Origin of the sequence: Rhizobium azibense (assembly GCF_004342325.1) — a bacterium.
GTDB classification, from domain to species: Bacteria; Pseudomonadota; Alphaproteobacteria; order Rhizobiales; family Rhizobiaceae; genus Rhizobium; species Rhizobium etli_B.
The window spans coordinates 79,241-100,965 of record NZ_SMBJ01000013.1; the positions used below are offsets into that span (position 1 = coordinate 79,241).

Below are 21,725 nucleotides of genomic sequence, written 5' to 3' on the forward strand. Positions count from 1 at the left end.
ACTTTGCTCCGATCAATCATTCTGGAAAACGAGAACCGTGGATCGCCGCCCTGAGCTGAAAACATCCCAGGATGCGGCCTCAGCGGTTTGGGAGGATTGTTTCGCAAGCGCCGGCGGCGCCTCATCTTGCGTCGGCACGCCAGACCCGGCCTGGTCACCTCGTTCGCCGATGGTGAGCGAGGCAAGCGTCGGCGATAACTGCTTTACTTCCTGGCGTACCTGCTCGTCATATTTGACCATGGCGCCGAGGGATCGATCATCGCGGCCATAATAGGACTGGAGCATCACCCTTTCGGCCTGAGCCGGATCCCCCGCGCGTAATGCGGCGCGGTAGTATCCGTCGAGAAGCGTAGCCGTGGCCTTGAGGTTCATGCAGGGATCGAAGGCGTCGGCGACGGATAGCTTCAATTTTTGAAGCGCCTCTATCGCGATACCGCCGAGCCCGATCTGAATATCCTGGTGATCGGCAATCAGAGACGTCGTGACCTCGATCGCCTCCGCCTTCGATGCGGGTTGAGCAGCGAGTGGTGGGCCGCTGTTGATGCGGATGGCGAAGGGCTGAAACCGGCTCTCAAGGCTGACAATGCCGGCCAGCGTCTCCACCTGAACCATCGGCGCGCAGGTTTGCGCGATTTCGACGAATGCAGCACCCATCGGTCAATACCAAACGCGCTGTTTACCGGCGCCGTCGATGGTGACATCGACATAGTGCGGCTGCGATCGCACATTCGGGCGCGTTGTCGGATAGCCGATGCACTGGCGGTGCCCGTCCACGCGCTGCCAATGTGGCGACAGGACCGAATTGTCGCGGGAAGTATAGTCGTTCCCATCCCAGCAGAGGCTGTTGCTCACCGGCTGCGGCGATGTCGATACGCAGGTTGCTTGCCGACCGCCGCGACCGCTATCAGTCGTGAGCTTGTACCCCGCATCGCAATAATAGGGTTCATAGCCAGGCCGCGAACTCTGAAAACCGACGCCGCTACAGGTCGGGAATGAGTGCCCCTCGGCAAGCTCCCGCCACAGCTTCTGGATCGGCGGCCGGCATTCTGCATATTGCGTCGGCCCGCCGGGATTGGAAAGGCATAGAATAACCTGGCATCCCCAATCCTCGGCCCGCGCTTTACTGCCGAAAATAAGATAGGGTGGCGCAACGAAGCAGACCGTAAGCAGTGAATTCAGGAGAAGGCTTTTCATGAACAGGATCCTTCGAGACGATGGCGCCCTATTGCGTTTCGGGAGACTCAATCTGCCTGCCCGCGTTTATACTGTCGTATATAACATAGTTAAATGACATGACAAGCGCGATTAAAACGCAATGGCACAACCTTGCCTTCTCGGGACTCATTCTCCATGAGATCCTCGACCATCCGCTGGAGGACGAGACCCCGCAGGCGAGGCTGAAGCAGATCGGCATGATGACGATCCTCTATACGATGACTCAGGCCCATCAGAAGCTAACCCTCTCTAATATAATTGAGATTACCGAGCTAACACGCAGCGGTGTGAAGGAGACGGTCGACCTTTTGGTAAAGCGGGGAATGCTGGTGGAGACGATGGGGAAGAACGCCATGGGCCGGGGGACGGCGCGGCAATTCGAGATCTCTCAGGACCTCCTGAGCAAGCTGAGCTCTTTCCGCGCCAGCCAGGAGGCGGGGTTAAACTGACTGATCTTCGGCTTTAATGGAGTGAGATGCGAATCATCCGCCAGCCCGATCGCATGGCTGCCGGTAGTCATCAGGGACGATCAGGCAACCCGTCCGCAGGCGGGTTGCAATCAAACAATGAAGAGTATCGGAGAAATCAGCATAGCGGCGCCGTGAGGCGGATTTCGGGAATTCTCGCCACGCTAAGGGCGGAACAAGGGCAGCCGCAGGAGCCTCAGCATAGCGGCCGTCAAGGGAGGCGGGACCGACTGCCCCCGCCCGTGCGTTCCCTATCTCCGTCGCCGCTCAGCATATGGAGCGCGTTGCGCACCGGCGAACTCGGCTGGAACATGACCTACCGGTGAGGGCGCCGATGGTTGGCTCTCCAGTGTCTATCCGGCATTACGCGCCAAGCGAAAACAGATTTCATGAACGGGTCCAACGCGTTTGGACGGAGAGATCGCTAATCCCAGGCAGGATCTGACGAAACAGGAAAGACGTTGTTTGCAGCTTTTATCCGACGGCGATAGTGACGGTGCTATCCATAGGAGACTGAAACTTATCCATTCAAACCGTCCGCCTCCATCTTTCCAATGCGCGCCAGCGGCTGCAGGCACCCGCTCGTGTTGAGGCCGCGGCCAAAGCTGTCAGCGCAAATTTATCAAAGCAATATTTTTTGCTAGTTCCAAATAGATCATCCGACGACCCGCTGTCATCAACGCTTCTCTCGATGCTACGCACGACGACTCGTTCGCGCGGGACATCGTTCTCGTTCGCCCTCGGCGGACGATGGCTTCCGCCATCGCGATGCTAAGGGAGGATCTGCCGGAGGAGGTTGCAAGCCTGCACAGTCGCGTGATTTTCAGCATCGACGGTCGAGGGGATGCGCTGGTTCTCACCACGGGCCGCATGACGACGCCGTCGGAATACTTCGCGCGTCACTTCAATATGCCGGTGAACACGCCCCACTAGCTGCGCGAGGTCAATGCCTGACGATTTTAGACGCCGGTTCGCGGGATAGGAGCTTGCGGCCGTCGGGTCGCGGCAGTGGGCGGCGTCCGGGTGGCTAAGAAGGAGACGGCTCACGCCGCCTCCTCCTCGTTGAGGTCCGGCTGCAAGTCATGCAGATAGTCGACCGCGCGCTGGGCATGAGCTGCCGCTGAAAAGATGGCACGCTTGTCGCTGCCGAGAACCTTGAGCCAGTCATCGAGATAGCTTGCATGGTCGGGGCGTGGTTCGAGCTCGGGGACGATACCAAGATCGGCGCAGAGAAAGCAGCTGCCGAGTTCGGCAATGAGCTCTTCGCGGGCGCGTTCGCTCCTGTCTTTCGCATAGCGGCTGAGATCCCGATCGAGCCTTCGCGGTGCAGCGGTCCAGTGCGTCATCTCGTGACTGAGAACGGCGACATAGGATGCATCGTCCCGGAAGGCGTCGAAGCACGGCATCTGGATGTAGTCACGGGCAGCAGCATAATAGGCCGCCGATCCTCCATGGCGGATCAGGGCGCCGGTATTGGCAAAGAAGCGGCCGGCAGCACCGATGCGGCTCATCCAATCCTGGTCAGGCGCGATGGAATGGGCAAGGCCATCAAGGCCGGTGATCTGGTCGGTGTTGAACACGGTGTAGGTTTTGAGGAAGGGGATGTCGCGTTCGATTTCGGCGCCTGTCTCCGTCGTCTCGGCGCGGATGAAAGAGCTGGCGAAGACGACGGTCGTGCCGGTTTCGCCCCTGCGGACGGCGCCGCCGAGCTCGATTGCCTGGCGAAACGTCATCCACCTTGGTGATGCAAAGCCGCGGGCGATGGCTTCAGACCAGAGGAGCAGAGCATTGATGCCGGTGTAGGGTTGGCCATTGTGGCGCAGTGGCCGGCTGACCTCGGCTGTCCAGCCTCCCGTCGTCCATGGCTTGGTCCATGGACGGACGCCCTGTTTGAGATCGGCGATGATCTTGGTGGTGATGCGGCTGTAGATATCGGATCGTTGATTGGATTGCTGCCTGTTCATCTCTGAACCTCCGTTCGAGGTCGCGGCCATCGCGACCTGCTACGGCGGTCCAAAAGCCAGGCTGCAAGTGCGGCCAGCACCCGCAGGGCCGCAACGAAGTGAAGGACGGCAAAGCCGTTGCGGGCAGCGCGAGCCTGGCAGGACCAAAAGCCGGGGCAGGACGGGATGCAGCAACACCACGGCGAGACAGGTTTGAAACCCAGGCAGAAATGAAAAATCCAGTCTATTACGCAAGGCGGGAGCGTCCGGGATGAATCGATGGACCCGAAGCGTGGCATCGACCTTGCGCGGCCGTTCCTCGTCGACGCAATGGAGAAGGTTAGCAACGAGAGTGCCATTTCGTCGAGGAAGCCAAGACCGCCGAGACCAAACTCGTAGTCTTCGCGCGCATGCATTCGACCCGTACCTCAGCCCCTACTTCGTCGCCAACCAGGACAAGATGCGGGTAGAGTTCGAGGATCCGTATATCCTCATCCACGAAAAGAAGCTATCGAACCTGCAGTCCTTGCTGCCGGTAAGTTGAGGTCTGATGGAGCATTCCAATCGGCCGACCGCCTTCAGCAAAGTAAGCCTCCGGTGAAGGCCGCAGGTCAGGCCGCTTGAGCGTTGACGGTCGGCGGCGTCCAATTCCACGGAAGCAACTGCTCCAGCCTGGTAATCGACGTATCAGCGATGCTGGCAAGAACGTCGGCCAGCCACACCTGCGGATCGATGTCGTTGAGTTTTGCCGTCATAATCAATGTGGCCATGAAGGCCGCACGATCTGCACCGCGGTCTGATCCGGCGAAGAGCCAGGATTTTCTGCCGAGCGCAAAGCCTCTGAGCGCTCGCTCTGCCGCATTATTCGTCAGGCAAATCCGGCCGTCCTGCAGAAATGATGTGAAGCCATCCCAGCGCTTGAGCATGTAGTCGATCGCCTCCGCCACCGGAGAACTGCGTGAGAGCTTTGCCCGCTCGGTTTGAAGCCAGACCTGCAGATCATCGACGAGTGGCAGACAGTCTCTCCGGCGACGCTCCAGGCGTTGATCGGCCGTAAGCCCGTTGATCTCGCGCTCAATATCGAACAGGCCGTCGATCCGTTTGACGGCTTCGAGCGCCATAGGCGAGATCGGCGCGGCATTCTTTCCACGCTTGGCATTTGCGGCGATGTCGGCGAGCACGAAGAACTTACGCCGCGAGTGTGCCCAACAAAACGCCTGCCTTAGAGGATTTGGATCGCGATCAACCTTGAACAGCGGATTGTAGCCGCCATAGGCGTCCGCCTGCAGAATGCCGTTGAAGGTCTTCAGGTGGCGCTCCGGATGCTCCTGCCGTCGGTCCCGCGAGGCATAGTAAAGGGCCGCCGGCGGAGAGAGCCCTCCGAACGGCCGATCGTCCCGGACATAGGTCCAGATGCGGCCCGTATCGGTCTTTCCCTTGGCCAGGATAGGCACGGTCGTGTCGTCGCCGTGCAGACGTTCGGCAGCAAGGACATGCGCCTCGATCAGGGAGTGAATGGGCTTCAACGCCGCGGCACATGCTCCAACCTGATCGGCCAGCGTCGACAAGCTGAGGTCGACGCCCTCGCGGGCGTAGCGCTCGCTCTGGCGATTGAGCGGCTGGTGCTGGGCGAACTTCTCAAACAGGATCATCGCCAGCAGGTTCGGCCCGGCAAAACCGCGGGGTGTCACATGGAAGGGTGCGGGTGACTGCGTGATCTTCTCACACTCGCGGCAGGTGAACTTCTCCCGCACCGTCTGGATGACCTTCCACTGACGCGGGATGACTTCCAAGGTCTCGGTAATGTCTTCGCCAAGCTTCGACAGTTTAACCGATCCACAACAGGCGCAATTCGTGGGAGCGGCGATTACGACGCGCTCACGCGGCAGGTGTTCGGGAAAGGGCTTGCGTGACGGACGCTTGCGCTCGAAGGCTTTGACGGCTGAAGCTTTGGCTGCGATCTCCGCCGCCAGTTCATCTTCACCGGCGTCCGCTTCCAACTCCTCGAGCTGCAGTTCCATCTGCTCCAGGAGCCGCGCCTTGCGCTCGGACCGGCTGCCGTAGAGTGCACGGCGAACCTTGTCGATCTCCAGCTTCAGCCGCGCGATCAGCGCCTCGGAATGCGATACGAGTGCCTTTGCGCTGGCGGCTTCTGCCTTGGAGGTCGCTGCTTCTGCTTCGGCTGCGACACGTCGAGCGCGTTCCTGGGCCAGCAGTGCAAGCGCACTGGCAAGGTCGTCCGGAAGCTCTTCGGTCGCATTGCTCATGACAGGATGGAATCATATTCGACCCTGTCATTCCAGTGTTTTTGCTTATCCGGCCGACGTCGGCCGCCAGGTCTTTTGCGGCATCCGCCAGTCGATACCTTCCAGCAGATAACCGAGCTGCGCAGGCGTGATCACCACCGTGCCATCGGCCGCTGATGGCCAGATGAAGCGGCCGCGCTCCAGCTTCTTCGTGAACAGGCAAGCGCCCTGGCCGTCATGCCAGATCACCTTGATCAGACCGCCACCGCGGCCGCGGAATACGAACAGGTGTCCACACATCGGGTCGCGCTTCAGCGCCTCCTGCACCATCAACGACAAACCGGGGAAGCCCTTTCGCATATCGGTGTGGCCTGTCGCCAGCCAGACCTTCACGCCACTCGGAACCGGAATCATCGCAGCCCCAGCACGCAATCGAGAATCCGGCCAAGGGCATCCGTATCGATGTCGCTATCCACGCGCACGCGCCGACCCCGTCCAAGCTCGATTGTCACATCGCTACGCTTCCGACGAGGGTGGGATGTGGTGGGCGATTCCGGTTGAACGGGAGAGACTGTCGAAGCGGCCTCGGATACGATCACCGGCACCAAAGTCGCCGTATCAGACCTTGGCTCCTCGATCCGGCAAAGCTCTTTGCGCCAACGGAACAACTGGCTGACATGGATGCCGGCCGCGCGGGCAATCTCGGAGATGACCGCGTCTGGCTCAAAGCATGCAGCGACAAGGCGCTCTTTATCTTCGCGTGACCAGCGCCGACGGCGCTCTACAGACGTGATCACCTCAATTGGATGCTTCGTCATATGACTACTCCTAGTGTTACCACTAGGACTGGCAGTCAGAAGCCCTCTATCGCAAGACGGCCTTCACCGTGGGCTTACTCAGCAAATAGGCAGAACCATTACGAAATCACGGCGCAATCGCTGGCGTTTTTTTCCGCCACCCGTTCAAATGGCCGAAAGTTTCGAGTTGATCGAATTGAAGCTCCCGTGTTCGGGAAGTGGTGGGATCCGGGAACGTTTGGCAAGATTCAACGAACCACTGGCCGCCACGCCCAGAGAGGGTCATAGGGAATACGATGACAAGCGCGGACGCTCAGTCGTTCAGTCAGGTTGCGAGCACGTATCAGCTTGGGATCGGTATGACTCACATAGCGCCTCCAACTGATTTACGGCACTAGCCAAATCGTGAAGTTCCGATTTCAGCGATTGGATGATGTCGAAATGTCCGGAGCCATTCGAATTCGCAGTTGAACTTTTCAAATCCGCAGAACTTCTATTCGGATGGGGAAATGGGATGAGCTTTTGCACGGTTATGCTTTTGACGATATTGACGCAGAATAGTAGATTGTACTGGGCAAGTCTTTGCAATGGCAATCGAAAGCGAAAACACGTCAACGTATGTTTCGTCGCGCAATTCGGTACAGGGCCTGCATATTTCGGAACATCAAAGCACCTGAAGTTTTAAGTAGTTCCTATTGGTCCGCGTTTTATCCAATCGCCCAGAGTAGTTTGGGCTTCCGTTGGATGAGTGCGGTATAAACAGCGCCGCAGGTGGCGTGGATCCTGCGCGCTGTTAGCCGTAGGCTTCACGCGGTTCGGGTCCCAACAGATGCGGGAGGCAAGCGCATGAGTGCCACCCCTTCCTCTGCGGGCATCGGCGTAAGATGGGAATCACCGCGAGAGAACTCGAGCACTGCGTTTGCAGCGAGAAGTTCGGACTTCGGGATGGGCTTGCTATAGTAGAACCCCTGTGCCACAGCGCAGCCGCTTTCAGCCAAGAATTTTTCTTGATCGACCGTCTCCACGCCCTCAGCGACTACATTTTGCCCTAGGCAGCGCGCAATTGAGAGAATTGCCTTGACCAGTTCTCTACTTCGCTTGTCGGATCGATTGATGAATGACCGGTCAATTTTGAGGGTATCAATGGGAAAGTTAGCCAAATAGCTCAGAGATGAGTAGCCGGTGCCGAAATCATCGATCGCTATGGAAATTCCGCTCGCATGCAATTGAGAGAGTGTCGTCGAAACGCCCTCGCAGTTATGGAGCAGGAGACTCTCAGTTATTTCAACCTCGATCCACTCCGCACGACAACCGGTTTCCTGCAATACGTCCGCCACCGTTTGCGACAAACGCGGGCATTGAAACTGCTTAGGAGACAAATTTATCGCAATCTTGTGCGGGGGCAGTCCATCTGCATTCATGACGGCAGCCGTGCAACACGCCTCATGCAGCACCCATCGTCCAAGATCGATGATCAATCCCGTTTCCTCGGCGACACCTATGAATTCTCCCGGAGGGATCATTCCCATCTTCGGATGATGCCATCGTAGCAGTGCTTCTGAACCGATCACCTTTCCGTTGTCCAATAGGACCTTTGGCTGATAATGGAGTTCAAGTTGCTCATGTTTCAAAGCTAGGCGTAGGTCTGATTCTAGCGCTAGGCGCTTTTCAGCCCCAATCGTGAGATCCTTTGAGTAGAAGCGGAAGTTGCTACGCCCCGAGCGCTTCGCCAAATACATCGCAGAATCCGCATATTTCACCAAATCGTCGGGAGCGTCGCCGTCATTTGGAAATACCGATATCCCGATGCTGCAGGATACAAAGATCTCCCTGTCGGAAAGCATGAAGCGTTCGCCGAATGCGGCAAGCATTCTGCTGGCAATTTGAGCCAAATCGTCATTGTCCTGAACATTGGGCAGCAAGACTGCAAATTCATCTCCACCGAGTCTCGCCACGGTGTCGCTGGCACGGACGCCTTTTTTCATGCGTGTCGCCACCTGCCGCAGCAACTCGTCACCGACGGGATGTCCCATAGTGTCATTGATCGCTTTGAAATGGTCCATATCGATCAGCATCACCCCGGCTCGCTGGCCCGCCGAAGCCGCGTCCCCGATCATCTCGCGTAGCCGTTCATTGAAAAGTGTCCGGTTAGGCAGGCCGGTCAGAGAATCGTAGAATGCCATCTGATGGATTTTCTTACGGGACGTGTCCAGTTCGGTGATATCGCGGGCGACGCCGAGGATCCCCATCAGCTTTCCCCCCGTGAATACCGGAACCTTACGAGTCTCCAAAAGCGTTGATCGACCGTCCTCGTGAGCGGTAAACCGTTCCTCATTGATGAGAATACGGCCGGCTTGCATGGCCTCCTCATCCTTGTCACGAAAAAACTGGGCGAGTTCGGGAGTAAACAGGTCATAATCCGTTTTCCCGACGATTTCCGCTTCTGCCTTGCCGACCAATTCTTCGAAGGCATGATTGCACAACAGATATTTGCCTGTTACGTCTTTCAGCCATACCATATCCGGAATGGTCTGCAGGACACTTAGGAGGCGAGCCCGAGCTTCAATAGTCGTGCCCTCGGCGTGCTTTCGTTCGGTAATATCGCGAGATAACACCAGAAAAGTGACGGTTGAGTGATTGCTGCTTGGTCGCCTTGCGACCGACAGTTCAAACCAACGGGATTCGCCGTTTGGTAGGGCTATACGGACACAACGACCGTAGGAGGCGCCGGTTTCATCGGCTTCTTCAAGAGCCAGCATAGCGATGTCGGCCTGATCTGGAGGGAGCACATCGCGGACAAGCTTGCCGAGCAGCACTTCTTTTCGCTGCGCCAGGATCTCCTGATTCCTTGCCCAGACCTGCAGGTAGCGACCGTCGGCATTTACCTCGAACAGAACGTCAGGAATGGCGGCAATAATTCCCTCTGCGAATTCAAGAGCCTCTTTGAGATCATGCTCCGCACGTTTTCGCTCTGTGATGTCCAACATCGCGCCAACCAAGCCGATCCTGTTACCAGCGATATCAGTGATTGCGGTCTTGCTGAGTAAAAGATCAACGACACCACCATTCTCGGTGGTGGCCTTTGCTTCATATTGCTGAACACCGCCATTTGCAAAAAGCGCCTCGTCCAACGCGGCATACGTCTCGGCTATGGGTGCGGGCACCAAATCGAAAACGGTTTTTCCGATAATATCTCCCTTTGAGCGGCCGGAGAAGCTTTCGAAGGCCCTGTTGCAACCAAGGTGTATCCCATCTCTGTTTTTGAAGAAGACGGGTAACGGGATCGCGTCGAGTACGACGGCACTGGACATCTCTTCGGCGTTGAATGGCAAGTCGATGTTTGTCGCAGGATGCCGCGGATTCGCCCGGAAAGCCTTCTCAAACGGTTGCTTCAGACTTGCGACATCTGCGTCGTGACCGTGCGATGGCCGGACAACGGAGGCTTCCGAAAATGGCGGGGCCGTGCCCGTGGCAAGCGGAGGGCTGGCATTGACCGCGTTGCGGAAGGCTCCACGCCCCTGGTCGATTTGAGCATCAGTCGGCATCTGCACTTCCACAGGCTGTTCGGGGCGGGATGTGCGTTCCGATTGACGTACGTGTTTCATGTGCCTGTCCTGCTTTGTCACGTGGCTGAGCAATCATGCGTCAAGCCAGCATTTTGTTAGGACCGCACAAGTCATTTGGCGGAGTACCATGCCGCTACCCCACCGGGATATCGCTCTCATTCAGAATCATCAAAGACGTGTATTTGCATGTGGTCGGCGACGCCGCCCATATCATTTAGAACGCTTGCCAATCATCATTCGAAGGCGCGAGCACCAGGTTACCACGGCGCATCGGATAGTCTCCGCGGTCAACCATTGTCTGACCGGGCGGGAAGCTCTTCCCAAGTTCGCCCGTGACCTTCTGTGGCTTCCCGCTCTCGTCTTTGAAGTGGAAATGTTTCAACAGTGCGGCTAGGCTTTGGCTCTCTTGAGCGAGGTGCGATCCTGCAGTATTCATCTCCGCGACCATGCTCGCATTTTCTTGAGTGGCATGGTCCATATGGTTAACCGCGCCGTTGATCTCGCGCAGGCCCGACGATTGTTCCTGGGAGGCCGTTGCGATTGCGTCCATATGAAGATTTACATCCTGCACAAGCTCTTCAATCGTTCTCAGGCCCGATCCGGTTTCACTCACGAGCCTTACGCCTTCGTCGACGGCAAGAGCTGAATTGCCGATGAGATCCTTGATTTCTTTTGCCGCTGTCGCTGAGCGCTGTGCAAGCTCCCTGACCTCCTGGGCAACAACCGCAAAGCCTTTTCCCGCGTCGCCAGCACGCGCTGCTTCGACGCCGGCGTTCAGCGCCAGGAGGTTCGTTTGGAAGGCGATCGCGTCGATGACGCTGATGATCTGGGAAATCTGCTTGGAGGAGTTTTCAATGCGATTCATGGCGCCGATAGCATCGCGTACAACCCGACCGGACATTTCCGCATGATCTCGCATCTGTTGGACGGCTCCGCGCGCCTCAGCCGTCCTCTTCGTGGTCGATGCAACGTTGACGGTTATCTCCTCCAACGCCGCTGCAGTTTCCTCGAGCGAAGCCGCCTGCTGCTCCGTGCGTCTTGAAAGATTTTCAGATGCGGCCGAGACGCCCGAGCTGCCATTCGTGACCGTTTCGACTGAATGGCCGACGGTAACAAGCACGTCCCGGAGCTGACGAATGGAAGCGTTGAAATCCCTGCGCAAACTTTCAAACTGTGGCGCTAACGGCTCCTCAATTTCATAAATCAAGTCTCCATCCGCCATCCGCTTCAACCCGGTTGCCAATGCCGTCGTCGCTCGGATGAGGCGCTCTTCTGCTTCTTTTTCCGCCCTTACCTGAATATCCAGCTTCTCTTGGTCAGAACGAATGCGCTCAGCTTCCGCGGATGTCTCCAGGTTACTTTTCTGTATGGCCGCGCCGCGGAAAAACTCAAGGCAACGCGCCATGTCCCCGATCTCGTCGCGTCGGATCGTCAAGGGCACCGGCGCCGACGTATCGCCTTCTGCGAGTGCCTTCATTCGGCTTGTCAGAGTCCGAATGGAGCTTGAAATTCTCCGAACGACCGAAATGCACAAAATGAGTACCGTAGACATGATCAGAAGCGTGGCGCCGGAGTAGCCGATAAAGGCATTGCGAAGATCGGCGTAACGCTGAAATGCCATCTCGTCCAACTCGTCGCCGGTGCGCATAATGAGTGCGGTCAACAAAGCAGCCCGCTGTTGGGTGATTTCATTCCATCGATCCAACGTCTCGGGGGGGAAGGAAACGCCCGGCTGGTTTGCATACATCTGATCGCGAACGCCCGCGATGAACTTGCCTGCGGCGCTGGCCTCGAAGTCGTCATAAGATTTGACGAGATCGGCGGGGAGAAATTCCTGCATCGCAGGCACATAAAGCTGCTTTAGATTTTTTGACTGTAAGAGGGACGAAAATAGATCGACGGACATGGCTGAATTTTTGACGTAGGCTCGGCCGGGCCTGATCTCCAGCAAACTAGCTTCCGTGATCTGCATGAGCGCGTGAAAACCGGTAATTTGGCGTGCTAAATCCAAATCATTGACAGTCGCCCCAGTGCGACGGACGAGCTCCAAGCCCGCAAGGGCAGCTGGGCGCAAAGCAACAGCTCCCTCCGCCTCGCTAGCCGTTCCGTCATCGACGCGCCGGCGGAAGCTATCGATATTGTCCCGCCTTTCACGAATGATCTGTACCGCCCGTTCTATGGCCGGATCGTCGAATGCCTTTTTCCAAGAGTCGTAAGCGGAAAAGACCGCTGTAAAAGCCCTGTCCGATGCAGCTTGCTTTGCCCGACGCACGTCGGCGCCTGCAAACGCTTCCGCCGCTATAGCTTGGGCGAGGAATCCGCCTTCCCGCCCAAGTCGCTGCGTTGTTTGTGCGCTGCGGAAGGTAGAGTATTCTCGGTAATATCCCAGTGATGTTGATACTCCGATGATTACGAACGCCGTCAACGGGATAATTGCCAAAATCATTAAAAGTAGAGATAGCGGCAGTCTCGACATATGTTCCTCATAGACGACTATAAATTACACCGGCTTCCATTAGCGACGCGGTCCAGAACATTGCGACATTGACCGCTATGTGTGAGATGACCTCGGCATAATTACTATAAGATTAACCCCTGTAGTGGTCTTGAACTGCGTTGCGCAGATCGGAACATCGTCGCGTTCAGGGGATCATCTGCAAGACAGATCTTGGGCCGAGGCAGTCGGCTTTTCTGGAGAGTGCTGTTGCTGCAAGCCTTGAGGACGGTCGAGCGTGCCGGCTGATCGTAGCTCGGTCGGCGCAATCTGCTTATGATATACGCAATGTTTCCGAGGGAAGTACCCCATAGCGCTTGCGATAGTCCGCAGAAAATCTGCCTCTATGCACGAAGCCCCATTTCAGAGCGACCTGCGTGACCGAGAGGCCAGGTTCGCCTGTCATCAGTTCCTGATGCACTAATTCCAACCGTAGGTGCTGCAGGAATGCCAGAGGGGTCGTATTCCGAAAGTTGCGAAAACCGCTTTGAAGAGTGCGTCGGCTTACGCCACAAGCCGTTGCGATTTCCTCAAGAGATAGCGGCCGAGTAATATTGGCACGCATATAGTCGACCGCCCGCTTAACGGCCTTGGGTAAGGGTGATTCAGCAACGCGGCATAACTCAGATGAGTAGCGATGCTGCGCAGCTTCGATCAAAAGCTCCATCGTCGTTTCAGTGAGGTGATGAAGTGCTATCGGTGATTGAAGGAGGGTTCCGTCTCGTAATCCAGCATACAGCACTGGTACCAGTTGAACCAAAAGGGAGCCGAACCCGACCGATAGGTCGATTTCTGGCGAAAAATCGAGGCTGCCTCTTATTGGCGTATTGAGCCGACATCCCAAACGGCGCGTCAGCTCATCATGGGCGATCCTAAGCCCCAAATGTTTCCTGGGCCCAATGAATTGGGTCGTACTCGCCGACATACTGTTCACGAAAACGCCCCGCGTTCCCTCTGACGGGATTTGTCTGCCGTCAACGGTAACGACCGATCGCCCATGTAGTGGAAGCATGATGATGTTTGCCTCCGCCGGTCCCCGGTGCTGGACGGTTAGGTCGCCCTCGTAGTGCGCGGCAATAACTGCAATCGGACCATTGGTAATCGCATGTACATCGTAGGCGATCGTCTTATCGCCATGTACATGCGCTTCAGATTGCGGGGAAAGCCTCGAAAGCGCTGCCGCGAGTTCCTCGCTGCAGGTACCTTTGAGCGAGAAATGGTCAATCTTAGAGGGGGACACTCTCAACTCTCCACATCATCACTTCCTTCCCGAAACGGTATTCAAGCATGAGGCCCGCCTATCGCTAACGACAGGCGGACAGGGCAATTGACTTGTCGCGGCCAGTCCTCGCCGTGAATTCGACGCAGTCGAAGTCGCCTAAGTTGATAGTGCGAAGATCAATCATTGTTATATATGGAACTCCGACAGAATTGTTACCTGCTGCCAACCATCGCTTCGCAACCGATTCCCAAATGTCTGGCCTTTGATGGTCTCCATTCACGGCCCAGCAGACTCGGGCGTGCTCGCGCTAGCGACTAAACCTCATCCTTTAAGGTTTCTTTTTGCGTGATCAAACGTGCGGAGTGATGGCCGGAAACAAAGATCCATAGCCAGCTTAGTCCCACTGCCAATCTGCTCCTCGTACCTATCAGGAAGTAGATATGGGCAAGCCCCCAAATCCACCATGCAATTCCGCCCTTGAGCCGGATCTTCCCAAAGTCGATAACAGCCGAATTCGGCCCGATGGTAGCCAGGTTTCCCAGATGCCTATATCTGAACGCACTTGGAGTGGGTGTACCCAGACGTCGTGCTTCAATTACCGAAGCGACATATTTGCCTTGCTGTTTGGCGGCGGGAGCCACTCCGGGGACGGGTGTTCCATCAGCGGCCTTCACGGAGGCAGTATCTCCAATAATAAAAATCTCGGGCTTACCGCCAACAGTCAGATCTGGCTGCACGACCGCCCTACCCGCCCTGTCCTTTTCAGCACCGACCCAGGCGGCGGCGTTCGACGCTTGCACCCCCGCAGCCCAGATGACGGTCCGGCTTGAAACGAACTCATCTCCGATCGCGATGCCGTTCTCGTTGCATGCCGTCACGGGAATGCCTGTTCTCACTTCGACGCCCATCTTGATTAGCGACTGCTCGGCATATCTCGAAAGTGCTTCCGGGAACACGGGTAGGACACGTGGACCTGCCTCGATGAGAAGGATGCGCGCCGATCTGGTGTCGATGCTACGGAACTCCTCAACAAGGGTTCGTTGGGCCAGTTGCGCTATAATCCCAGCCATCTCCACGCCTGTCGGGCCTGCTCCGATTATGCTGAACGTGAGCATTGCCTTCCGCCGTTCGGGATCAGCCTCCAATTCGGCCTTCTCAAACGCGAGAAGAAGCCGCCGCCGGATGGTCGTCGCGTCTTCGAGTGCCTTTAGCCCGGGCGCAAACGGCTCCCACTCGTCCCGGCCAAAATAGGCGTGCCTTGCACCTGTCGCGAGAACGAGCGTGTCATAGGGAATAGCATTCCCATCCTTGAGCGATACTACGCGTGCCTCGGTATCAACGCCAACAACCTCGCCCAGCAGCGTCGATACATCCTTTCGTCCTCTGAACAATGCTCTGATGGGCCAGGCTATCTCCGAGGTTGCCAATACAGTCGTGGCAACTTGGTAGAGGAGCGGTTGAAAGAGGTGATGGTTGCGCCTGTCGACGATCGTTATGGAAGTGTCGGGACACTTGAGGTCCTTCGCTAACTGGAGTCCGGCAAAGCCACCGCCGACTACGACAACTCGATGCGTATCCATTTCGTCTCCCTCAAACCTGCGCGCTCGGGGCGCGCGCCTCGTAGAAATGGCCATTGCGCCCGATCAGTCGCTGATACGGGTATTTACATTAATCGACGGTGGACTCACCAACAGTGGAAGAAGAGGCTCCAGCACCCGCTTGACATTAGGATGTTCGCCATGGCCAACGACAGCCGCCTCATTCTGCCAGCCGTCTAAGATGATGAAAGTGTTCGGATCGTCCGACCGCTGGTAGAGGTCGTAGTAGAGACAACCAGACTCTTCGCGGGCGGGTCCAATGAATTCCTGAAGGAGTTCTTTTACGCGATTTCGATTTTGGGACGTGGTTTTGAATTCAACGACAAGGTGCTGTTCCTCTGACTTCTTCGATGTCATTTGCGCTGGCTCCTAATTGAAAACGACGACCGGCTTGATCACTCGCCCGGCTTCGGCGTCCGCGATCGCTTCGTTGATCTTCTCGAAGGGATACTTGGTGATCAATTTTTGGAAGGGGAAAAGCCCAGCCTGATTAAGATCCATCATCTGCGGAATGAACAGCTGTGGAATCTGATCACCAAGGATCGCACCCTGGATCTTGCGATTGAACACCATTAGATCGAGGGGGATGGGAATGTCGTTCCCGAGCGCGTCGAGGCCGAGCAAGACAACGTGCCCGCCGGCACGGGTGCACTTGATCGAGTTCAGAATAACCGGAATGATGCCAACTGCGTCGATCGCGAAGTCGGCACCGCCGCCCGTCAGCGCATGGATCTGGTTGACTACGTCGGGATCTTTGCCGTTGATCGCATGTGTGGCACCAAGCCCCATGGCCATGTCTAGCCTCTGCTGATTCAGATCTATGATGATAATCTTGCTGCACCGACGAACTTTGGCGGCCATCACGGCGGCCATGCCGACAGCACCTGCGCCGAAAACGGCTATCGTCGACCCTATTTCCGGCTTCATCGCGTTTATCACTGTTCCTGCACCCGTTGCCATGCCGCACCCGAGTGGCGCAGCGTCGGTAAGGTCGAGGTCTGTTTTCGGCAAAAGCGCTGCATTGTTTTCAGTCGCAAGGATATGCGTCGCAAAGGACGACTGGCCCACGAAATTGCTGCCAATGCCAACTTCATCGCAGAGCAATGCCTTCTTACCATTCGGACGAAGCCCCGTAAGATTGTACTGGGTATAGTTTTGGCAGTTCATTGGGTGAGAACGGCGGCAGTCGGCGCAGAATCCGCATGAGCTCTGGCTCAGTGCGACGTGATCACCCACTTTGAGGCTCTGAACTTCTGGTCCGACCGCCTCGACGACGCCGACGCCTTCGTGCCCCGGGATCACCGGTGCCGGCGGGCCAAAAATACCGTCGCGAAGCAGCAAGTCCGTGTGGCAGATCCCGCTCGCAACCGTGCGAACCAGGATCTCGTTGCCTTCGGGGTCAGCCAGTTCGAGTTCACGGAATTCCAGCGGGCTCTTTGGCTTCACGGCGACAGCCGCAGTGATTTTCACCATTATATTCTCCTGCGTTCTCCCGCAATTGCTACGGGAATGACTTGATCGGCCCGACGGACTAGACGCGACCCGCGCGCGCACCGTAGATGATTGCGGCAAATGCAATGATCACGCCCTGGACGATAAGCTTGCCCGGCTCCTGGATGCCGAAGACGGTCAGCATCGCGAACAGGAAGCTGAAGGCAACGACGGCAACGAACGGCCCGGCGACGCCGCCCCGGTCGACGCCGAACGTCACACCGCCGAGGATCGTGGCGGCGAGAGCATTCATGAAGGTGTCGAAGCCTGGCTTGATGGTGCCGACCGCCAACGCGGATACCTGGACCAGGGCCGCGATGCCTGTCAGGGCGCCCGCGAGCGTGTGCGAGACAAAAATCGTACGTGCCAACGGAATTCCTGTAGTTTCCGCCGCCCTCGGATTGTCGCCGACGGCCCTGAAGTAACGCCCGACGATGAGAAAGCGAAATGCGATAGAAATCAGGGCGGCGATGACGATCCACAGGACCACGGAATAGGAAAGGCCGTGGATATTGCCGCTCGTAAGTATTCGAAGCCAGCTTGGCGTTGAACCGGGCGCGCGGCCGGCGCTCATGTATTGGACGATCCCAATCAGAATGGCCGAAACACTTAGTGTGGAGATAACGGCAGAAGCGCGCACGTATGCTACGAGTATTCCGTTTACACCCCCCACAGCTAGCCCAATCACAACAGGCATGAGGACGGTCATTAGCGGTGGATAGTTGTTGAGCTGGCCCGAGCTGGCCAGATAAATCGCGAACGCGAAAATACCGCTGACAGAGAGATCGATGGATCGCACCCGCATGACAAGCGACTGGGCGAGCACCGCGATCCCGAGCGGCGCTGACTGCTTGAGGATTACAAACCAGTAGTTGGGATTTATGAGCGTGGCGCTCACTGCTGGAGCAACCGCAACCAGGATTGCGAGCACATAGTATGCGGGCGGTAGCCCGAGTATCCACGAAATGGCGCTCTTACCCCTCAATGAGCGAGATGGTGCTTCAGTTTTCGAGTCTGATGTGGTCATCGAGAAGTCCATTTCTTTCAAAGTCCGATTGTTTTGCGTCGCTGCGAAACGACGAGTACGAGAAGCAACACACCCTTGACGACCGACTGAAGAAATGCAGAGACGTTGGCCAGATTCATCACATTATTCACTGTCCCGAGGATCGCCGCGCCAACGACGGTTCCCACAATGCTTCCGATGCCCCCGGCGAGGTGGACCCCACCCAATGCTGCAGCCGTTACAGACTCAATCCCGAATGAAGCGCCGCCCTTAGGATCACCCGATGCAAGGCGACCTGCAAGAAACATCCCCGCAGCGCATGCGAATAGAGCAGAAAGAACATACGCTTTGATGATGGTGCGCTCGACGGGAACACCGTTCATCCGTGCGTTGAAGTCATTGCCGCCGGAAGCGAAGAGGTAGAGGCCGAAGGGACGACGATAGAGAATCCAGGATGCGAAGAGCGATGCCGTGATCAACCAAAACAATGAGTTAGGTACGGGGCCGATGGATCCGGCTACCGAGCCGGAAAGCCACTCCGGCACGCGCCCGCCTGGGATTGGCAAAATGATCAACGCGATACCTTGGCCGATGCCCATTGTTGTCAGCGTCATGATGATTGGATGTACATTGAGGCGCGCGACACCGTAACCGTTCGCTACTCCGAACCCCATCGCCACCGCGATGCAGATAAGCACGCGGGTTATCTCAGGAAGATCAAGCGTCATGATCGTCGTCGTTAGACTGATGACGGACCCAACCGACACGTCGAGGCCGCCAGTGAGAATGACGAACGTCTGACCGAGAGCCGAGATGACGAGCACCGTCGATTGCGCCAGGAGATTAGACAAATTCTCCGGATCCATGAAGTCCGGCAATAATATTACCGAGGCGACAACCATCACCAGGAGCGTTCCAATGGAAAGCCCGATCGCTCCCGCGCGATAAGGGAGCTTCAGGCGACTGGCAAATGAATTCATAAGTTATCCTCCTCAATGCACCGCAGCACGGGGATCCGGTGACGCACTCGCCCCCAGCGCAGTCTCGAGGATTCTTTCCTCGGTCGCCCCCTCTGCGGACATCTGCCCGACGATCTTCCTGTCATGAACGACCAAAATGCTGTCGCAGAGCCCTATAAGCTCAGCGTGCTCGCGCGACGAAACCACGACCGCACCGCCACGATCACTGAAGTCCCGCAGCAATCTGTAAATCTCTGCCTTTGCACCGACGTCGACGCCGCGCGTGGGCTCCTCAATAACGAGGATGTCCACTCCGGAGAGCAACCAGCGGCCCAGCAGCACCTTCTGCTGATTCCCGCCCGAGAGTTTACCTACGGGCGCATTGGGATCGGCGGCCGCAACTCGTAACGACTTGATCACCTCGCGGACCCTCGACACCGATCGCCACGCAACGCTTGCCATATTCCGATTGAGCTGTTTTCCCAGCGCGATGTTGTCGTAGATAGGCAGGCGCAGGAACAGCCCTTCCTGCTTCCTGTCCTCAGGGATAAAACCGATTCCTGATGCGACCGCGCGAGCGAACCCTGACCCTACATTCACCACGTGCATGCTGTTGTCGGGGCCGGCACGCCACACGGCGATGGCCTTTGGCGATTCAACGCCCACAATGGCACGCATTATCTCTCGCTGGCCCTGTCCTTCGAGCCCTGCCAGCCCGATGATTTCACCTTTTCTGACAACGAAAGTGACTGTCGAGCTGCTGTCGTCGAGGCGCAAGTCCGAAACCTCCAGCATTGCCGCTCCGGTGGCCTGCGAGCGCGGCGGAAAGAAGTTCTGAAGTTCGCGACCAACCATTGTCGCTACCAGCGTTTGCAAGTTGAAGTCCTGCGCTCTTGCAGTCCTTACCCAAGCGCCATCTTTCATGACGGTGATGGTGTCGCATAGTTCGAAGACTTCATTCATGCGATGAGAGATGTAGACGACAGCCTTATGTTGAGCCTTAAGGTCGCGGATAACCTTGAAAAGATGCGCGACATCGGTCGAGTTCAACGCCGCCGTTGGCTCGTCGAAGATGAATACGTCCGCGTTCGACGTAAGTCCCTTCGCGATCTCTACTGCCTGCTGCTGCGCGACAGTCAGTGTCTCGACGATCGCGGTTGCGTCGAGCTGTGGAAATACGTCAGCCAGCAAAGCGCGAGCGCGTTTCACTACCTCGACGCTATCGATCGAACCGTCAATGCGACGAGGTTCGTGGCCCAGGAACATGTTCTCAGCAACGGTGAGATTGGGGATCAGGGTAAACTCCTGAAACACCGTCGACACTCCCGCCAACCGTGCCTCCTTAGGGGAACGGAAATTGACTTCCTCCCCGCGGAGCCGAACACTTCCTGCGCCCGGCTGATATACCCCCGCCAGAATACGCATCAGGGTGGACTTCCCCGCGCCGTTTTCCCCCATCAGAGCGTGCACGGAGCCACGTTCCAGGGAAAAGCGAACGTCCGAAAGGACTTTCGTGAAACCAAACGATTTGTTGATGCCGACCATCTCGACAAGCGTGCTCATGGGAATTTCCATCTTCGACAGGGATACGGGCACGAGTGATCGTGCCCGTAGTTCATCAAGCCTTGAAATAATCAAGGAGCTTTTCGTTCGGCATTTCGGTCGGCGCCCAGTACGCATCAGTGAGATCTGCGCGATAGAACTGGGAGAGCGTCTCGTCGGTGATCGGCTTGGGGCGGTTCGTCCAGTTACGCTGAATCGGCTTCCCATCCAGCAAGGCGAAGGCGGCCCGTAGCGCGGCAGTAGACAGAGCGGGTGGGCAAATCGGACCGATCGAGGAAAGTTTTTCGTCATTCCAACGACGCATCCAGCCGTTAAGTGCTTCGCCCGTGATTGGCGGGATCGTTGAGGCGCCAGCCTCCTGCAAGGCATCCAAAACGCCAAGAGACATGTTGGCTCCATCGGTCCAGATGCCCGCGACATCTGGGTCGGAGAGATACAAGCTTTCGGCGATCTTCTTTGAGTCCTCATAAGACCAGCTTCCGTGCTGGGTCGACGTGATCTGAAGTCCAGACTTGCTGAAGACTTCCATGGCGCCTGCATAACGATCTGCATCGATGGGATGCCCGGCGACGCCACGCAGAACCCATACCTTGCCCTTGTTGCCAAGCTTGTCGACGAGGAACTGAGCCATCACGCGCCCGAAATAGAAGTCGTCGCCCTGGACCTGAACCGTAAACTCCTCGGTGTCGACGCGTCCGAGATAGACTACGGTTGGAATGCCAGCAGCCTTTGCCTTCTTGATGCCCTCGACGGCGGAACCGGTGGTTAGCGGTGCGATGATGATCGCATCGACCTTCTGGGCGATCAGATCCTCGATATCGGCAACTTGTTTGGAGGCATTGAGATCAGCGCTCCGGAACTGGTAATCAGCGATCCGATCCTTGTTCTTTTTTATTTCATATTCGGCTTCAAACGCCGTCTGGTAGGTATGCGTTGAACCAGCGAGGCCGTAGTGGCTGTGTCCGATCTTCCACGGGCCTGACTTCTTGAACTTACCCGCGTCGACAATTGGGTTGGCGCCTTCGGAGGGCCAAGTGTCAGGTAGGAGACTGATCGCGTCGTCGGCGCGAAGAATCCCCGGCATTCCGAACGTGCCGGCTACAGCAATTGCCCCGCTCGCTTGTAGAAATGTACGTCTCTTCATGAAAATTCCTCCTC

General features: G+C 57.0%; 18 protein-coding genes and 1 pseudogene. 3 read left to right on the forward strand and 16 right to left on the reverse strand.

Annotation, left to right across the window (positions count from 1 at the left end; genetic code table 11):
* Positions 1 to 12: 12 nt before the first annotated feature.
* A complete protein-coding gene (locus EV130_RS28050) occupies positions 13 to 654 on the reverse strand; it encodes a lysozyme family protein (RefSeq protein WP_004673406.1) in 642 nt (213 codons plus the stop codon).
* A 3-nt stretch (positions 655 to 657) separates the two neighbouring features.
* Positions 658 to 1,194: a hypothetical protein gene (locus EV130_RS28055; protein WP_018446357.1), complete on the reverse strand. Its 537-nt coding sequence runs from the start codon at positions 1,192 to 1,194 to the stop codon at positions 658 to 660.
* A gap of 98 nt (positions 1,195 to 1,292) precedes the next feature.
* Here EV130_RS28055 and EV130_RS28060 point away from each other — a divergent pair, with 98 nt between their 5' ends.
* Positions 1,293 to 1,664 carry a hypothetical protein gene (locus EV130_RS28060; RefSeq protein ID WP_004673403.1) on the forward strand — a complete coding sequence of 124 codons (372 nt, stop codon included), beginning with the start codon at positions 1,293 to 1,295 and terminating at the stop codon, positions 1,662 to 1,664.
* Positions 1,665 to 2,432: 768 nt separating this feature from the next.
* Entirely contained in the window at positions 2,433 to 2,615 is a 183-nt protein-coding gene (locus tag EV130_RS28065; RefSeq protein ID WP_016737443.1) for a hypothetical protein, read from the forward strand.
* A gap of 110 nt (positions 2,616 to 2,725) precedes the next feature.
* Here the strand turns inward: EV130_RS28065 and EV130_RS28070 are convergent, their stop codons facing one another.
* Positions 2,726 to 3,646, reverse strand: coding sequence for an ArdC family protein (locus EV130_RS28070; protein WP_004673402.1), 921 nt, complete (start codon positions 3,644 to 3,646; stop codon positions 2,726 to 2,728).
* A 294-nt stretch (positions 3,647 to 3,940) separates the two neighbouring features.
* Between EV130_RS28070 and groEL the strand changes: the two are divergent.
* Positions 3,941 to 4,163 (forward strand): annotated as a pseudogene (groEL, locus tag EV130_RS33605) (chaperonin GroEL); the annotation flags it as partial.
* Positions 4,164 to 4,236: 73 nt separating this feature from the next.
* Here groEL and tnpC read toward each other — a convergent pair.
* The 13 genes from tnpC to EV130_RS28145 form a co-directional block, all read right to left on the reverse strand.
* Positions 4,237 to 5,892, reverse strand: coding sequence for an IS66 family transposase (gene tnpC / locus EV130_RS28080; protein ID WP_018247155.1), 1,656 nt, complete (start codon positions 5,890 to 5,892; stop codon positions 4,237 to 4,239).
* A gap of 45 nt (positions 5,893 to 5,937) precedes the next feature.
* A complete protein-coding gene (gene tnpB / locus EV130_RS28085; protein ID WP_010030703.1) occupies positions 5,938 to 6,264 on the reverse strand; it encodes an IS66 family insertion sequence element accessory protein TnpB in 327 nt (108 codons plus the stop codon).
* A gap of 17 nt (positions 6,265 to 6,281) precedes the next feature.
* A complete protein-coding gene (gene tnpA / locus EV130_RS28090) occupies positions 6,282 to 6,689 on the reverse strand; it encodes an IS66-like element accessory protein TnpA (RefSeq protein WP_004675073.1) in 408 nt (135 codons plus the stop codon).
* Between the two features lie 785 nt (positions 6,690 to 7,474).
* A complete protein-coding gene (locus EV130_RS28100) occupies positions 7,475 to 10,273 on the reverse strand; it encodes a sensor domain-containing protein (RefSeq protein WP_004671498.1) in 2,799 nt (932 codons plus the stop codon).
* A 175-nt stretch (positions 10,274 to 10,448) separates the two neighbouring features.
* Positions 10,449 to 12,710 carry a methyl-accepting chemotaxis protein gene (locus EV130_RS28105; RefSeq protein WP_008534399.1) on the reverse strand — a complete coding sequence of 754 codons (2,262 nt, stop codon included), beginning with the start codon at positions 12,708 to 12,710 and terminating at the stop codon, positions 10,449 to 10,451.
* Positions 12,711 to 13,002: 292 nt separating this feature from the next.
* Positions 13,003 to 13,968: a helix-turn-helix transcriptional regulator gene (locus EV130_RS28110; protein WP_008534397.1), complete on the reverse strand. Its 966-nt coding sequence runs from the start codon at positions 13,966 to 13,968 to the stop codon at positions 13,003 to 13,005.
* 296 nt (positions 13,969 to 14,264) lie between these two features.
* Positions 14,265 to 15,530, reverse strand: a complete 1,266-nt coding sequence (locus EV130_RS28115; RefSeq protein WP_004671504.1) for an NAD(P)/FAD-dependent oxidoreductase — start codon at positions 15,528 to 15,530, stop codon at positions 14,265 to 14,267.
* A 63-nt stretch (positions 15,531 to 15,593) separates the two neighbouring features.
* On the reverse strand, positions 15,594 to 15,905 hold the full coding sequence (locus EV130_RS28120; RefSeq protein ID WP_004671505.1) for a putative quinol monooxygenase: 312 nt from the start codon (positions 15,903 to 15,905) through the stop codon (positions 15,594 to 15,596).
* A gap of 12 nt (positions 15,906 to 15,917) precedes the next feature.
* The gene (locus EV130_RS28125) at positions 15,918 to 17,021 is read right to left on the reverse strand and encodes an NAD(P)-dependent alcohol dehydrogenase (RefSeq protein WP_004671507.1); all 1,104 of its coding nucleotides are present in this window, start codon (positions 17,019 to 17,021) and stop codon (positions 15,918 to 15,920) included.
* Between the two features lie 58 nt (positions 17,022 to 17,079).
* The gene (locus tag EV130_RS28130; protein ID WP_026188838.1) at positions 17,080 to 18,078 is read right to left on the reverse strand and encodes an ABC transporter permease; all 999 of its coding nucleotides are present in this window, start codon (positions 18,076 to 18,078) and stop codon (positions 17,080 to 17,082) included.
* A 5-nt stretch (positions 18,079 to 18,083) separates the two neighbouring features.
* A complete protein-coding gene (locus tag EV130_RS28135; RefSeq protein WP_004671512.1) occupies positions 18,084 to 19,025 on the reverse strand; it encodes an ABC transporter permease in 942 nt (313 codons plus the stop codon).
* A gap of 12 nt (positions 19,026 to 19,037) precedes the next feature.
* Positions 19,038 to 20,567 (reverse strand): sugar ABC transporter ATP-binding protein, encoded by a 1,530-nt coding sequence (locus EV130_RS28140; protein WP_004671513.1) that lies wholly within the window; start codon positions 20,565 to 20,567, stop codon positions 19,038 to 19,040.
* Between the two features lie 55 nt (positions 20,568 to 20,622).
* Positions 20,623 to 21,711, reverse strand: a complete 1,089-nt coding sequence (locus EV130_RS28145; protein WP_004671515.1) for a substrate-binding domain-containing protein — start codon at positions 21,709 to 21,711, stop codon at positions 20,623 to 20,625.
* Positions 21,712 to 21,725: the final 14 nt, after the last annotated feature.

Bases quoted from the DNA above. Each gene is read 5' to 3' on its own strand.
- EV130_RS28105 (WP_008534399.1), bottom strand. From the start codon at position 12,710: ATGTCGAGACTGCCGCTATCTCTACTTTTAATGATTTTGGCAATTATC.
- EV130_RS28070 (WP_004673402.1), bottom strand. From the start codon at position 3,646: ATGAACAGGCAGCAATCCAATCAACGATCCGATATCTACAGCCGCATC.
- EV130_RS28100 (WP_004671498.1), bottom strand. From the start codon at position 10,273: ATGAAACACGTACGTCAATCGGAACGCACATCCCGCCCCGAACAGCCT.
- EV130_RS28065 (WP_016737443.1), top strand. From the start codon at position 2,433: ATGGCTTCCGCCATCGCGATGCTAAGGGAGGATCTGCCGGAGGAGGTT.
- EV130_RS28135 (WP_004671512.1), bottom strand. From the start codon at position 19,025: ATGAATTCATTTGCCAGTCGCCTGAAGCTCCCTTATCGCGCGGGAGCG.
- EV130_RS28125 (WP_004671507.1), bottom strand. From the start codon at position 17,021: ATGGTGAAAATCACTGCGGCTGTCGCCGTGAAGCCAAAGAGCCCGCTG.
- EV130_RS28115 (WP_004671504.1), bottom strand. From the start codon at position 15,530: ATGGATACGCATCGAGTTGTCGTAGTCGGCGGTGGCTTTGCCGGACTC.
- EV130_RS28050 (WP_004673406.1), bottom strand. From the start codon at position 654: ATGGGTGCTGCATTCGTCGAAATCGCGCAAACCTGCGCGCCGATGGTT.
- EV130_RS28145 (WP_004671515.1), bottom strand. From the start codon at position 21,711: ATGAAGAGACGTACATTTCTACAAGCGAGCGGGGCAATTGCTGTAGCC.
- tnpC (WP_018247155.1), bottom strand. From the start codon at position 5,892: ATGAGCAATGCGACCGAAGAGCTTCCGGACGACCTTGCCAGTGCGCTT.
- tnpA (WP_004675073.1), bottom strand. From the start codon at position 6,689: ATGACGAAGCATCCAATTGAGGTGATCACGTCTGTAGAGCGCCGTCGG.
- EV130_RS28140 (WP_004671513.1), bottom strand. From the start codon at position 20,567: ATGAGCACGCTTGTCGAGATGGTCGGCATCAACAAATCGTTTGGTTTC.
- EV130_RS28130 (WP_026188838.1), bottom strand. From the start codon at position 18,078: ATGGACTTCTCGATGACCACATCAGACTCGAAAACTGAAGCACCATCT.
- EV130_RS28060 (WP_004673403.1), top strand. From the start codon at position 1,293: ATGACAAGCGCGATTAAAACGCAATGGCACAACCTTGCCTTCTCGGGA.
- EV130_RS28055 (WP_018446357.1), bottom strand. From the start codon at position 1,194: ATGAAAAGCCTTCTCCTGAATTCACTGCTTACGGTCTGCTTCGTTGCG.
- EV130_RS28120 (WP_004671505.1), bottom strand. From the start codon at position 15,905: ATGACATCGAAGAAGTCAGAGGAACAGCACCTTGTCGTTGAATTCAAA.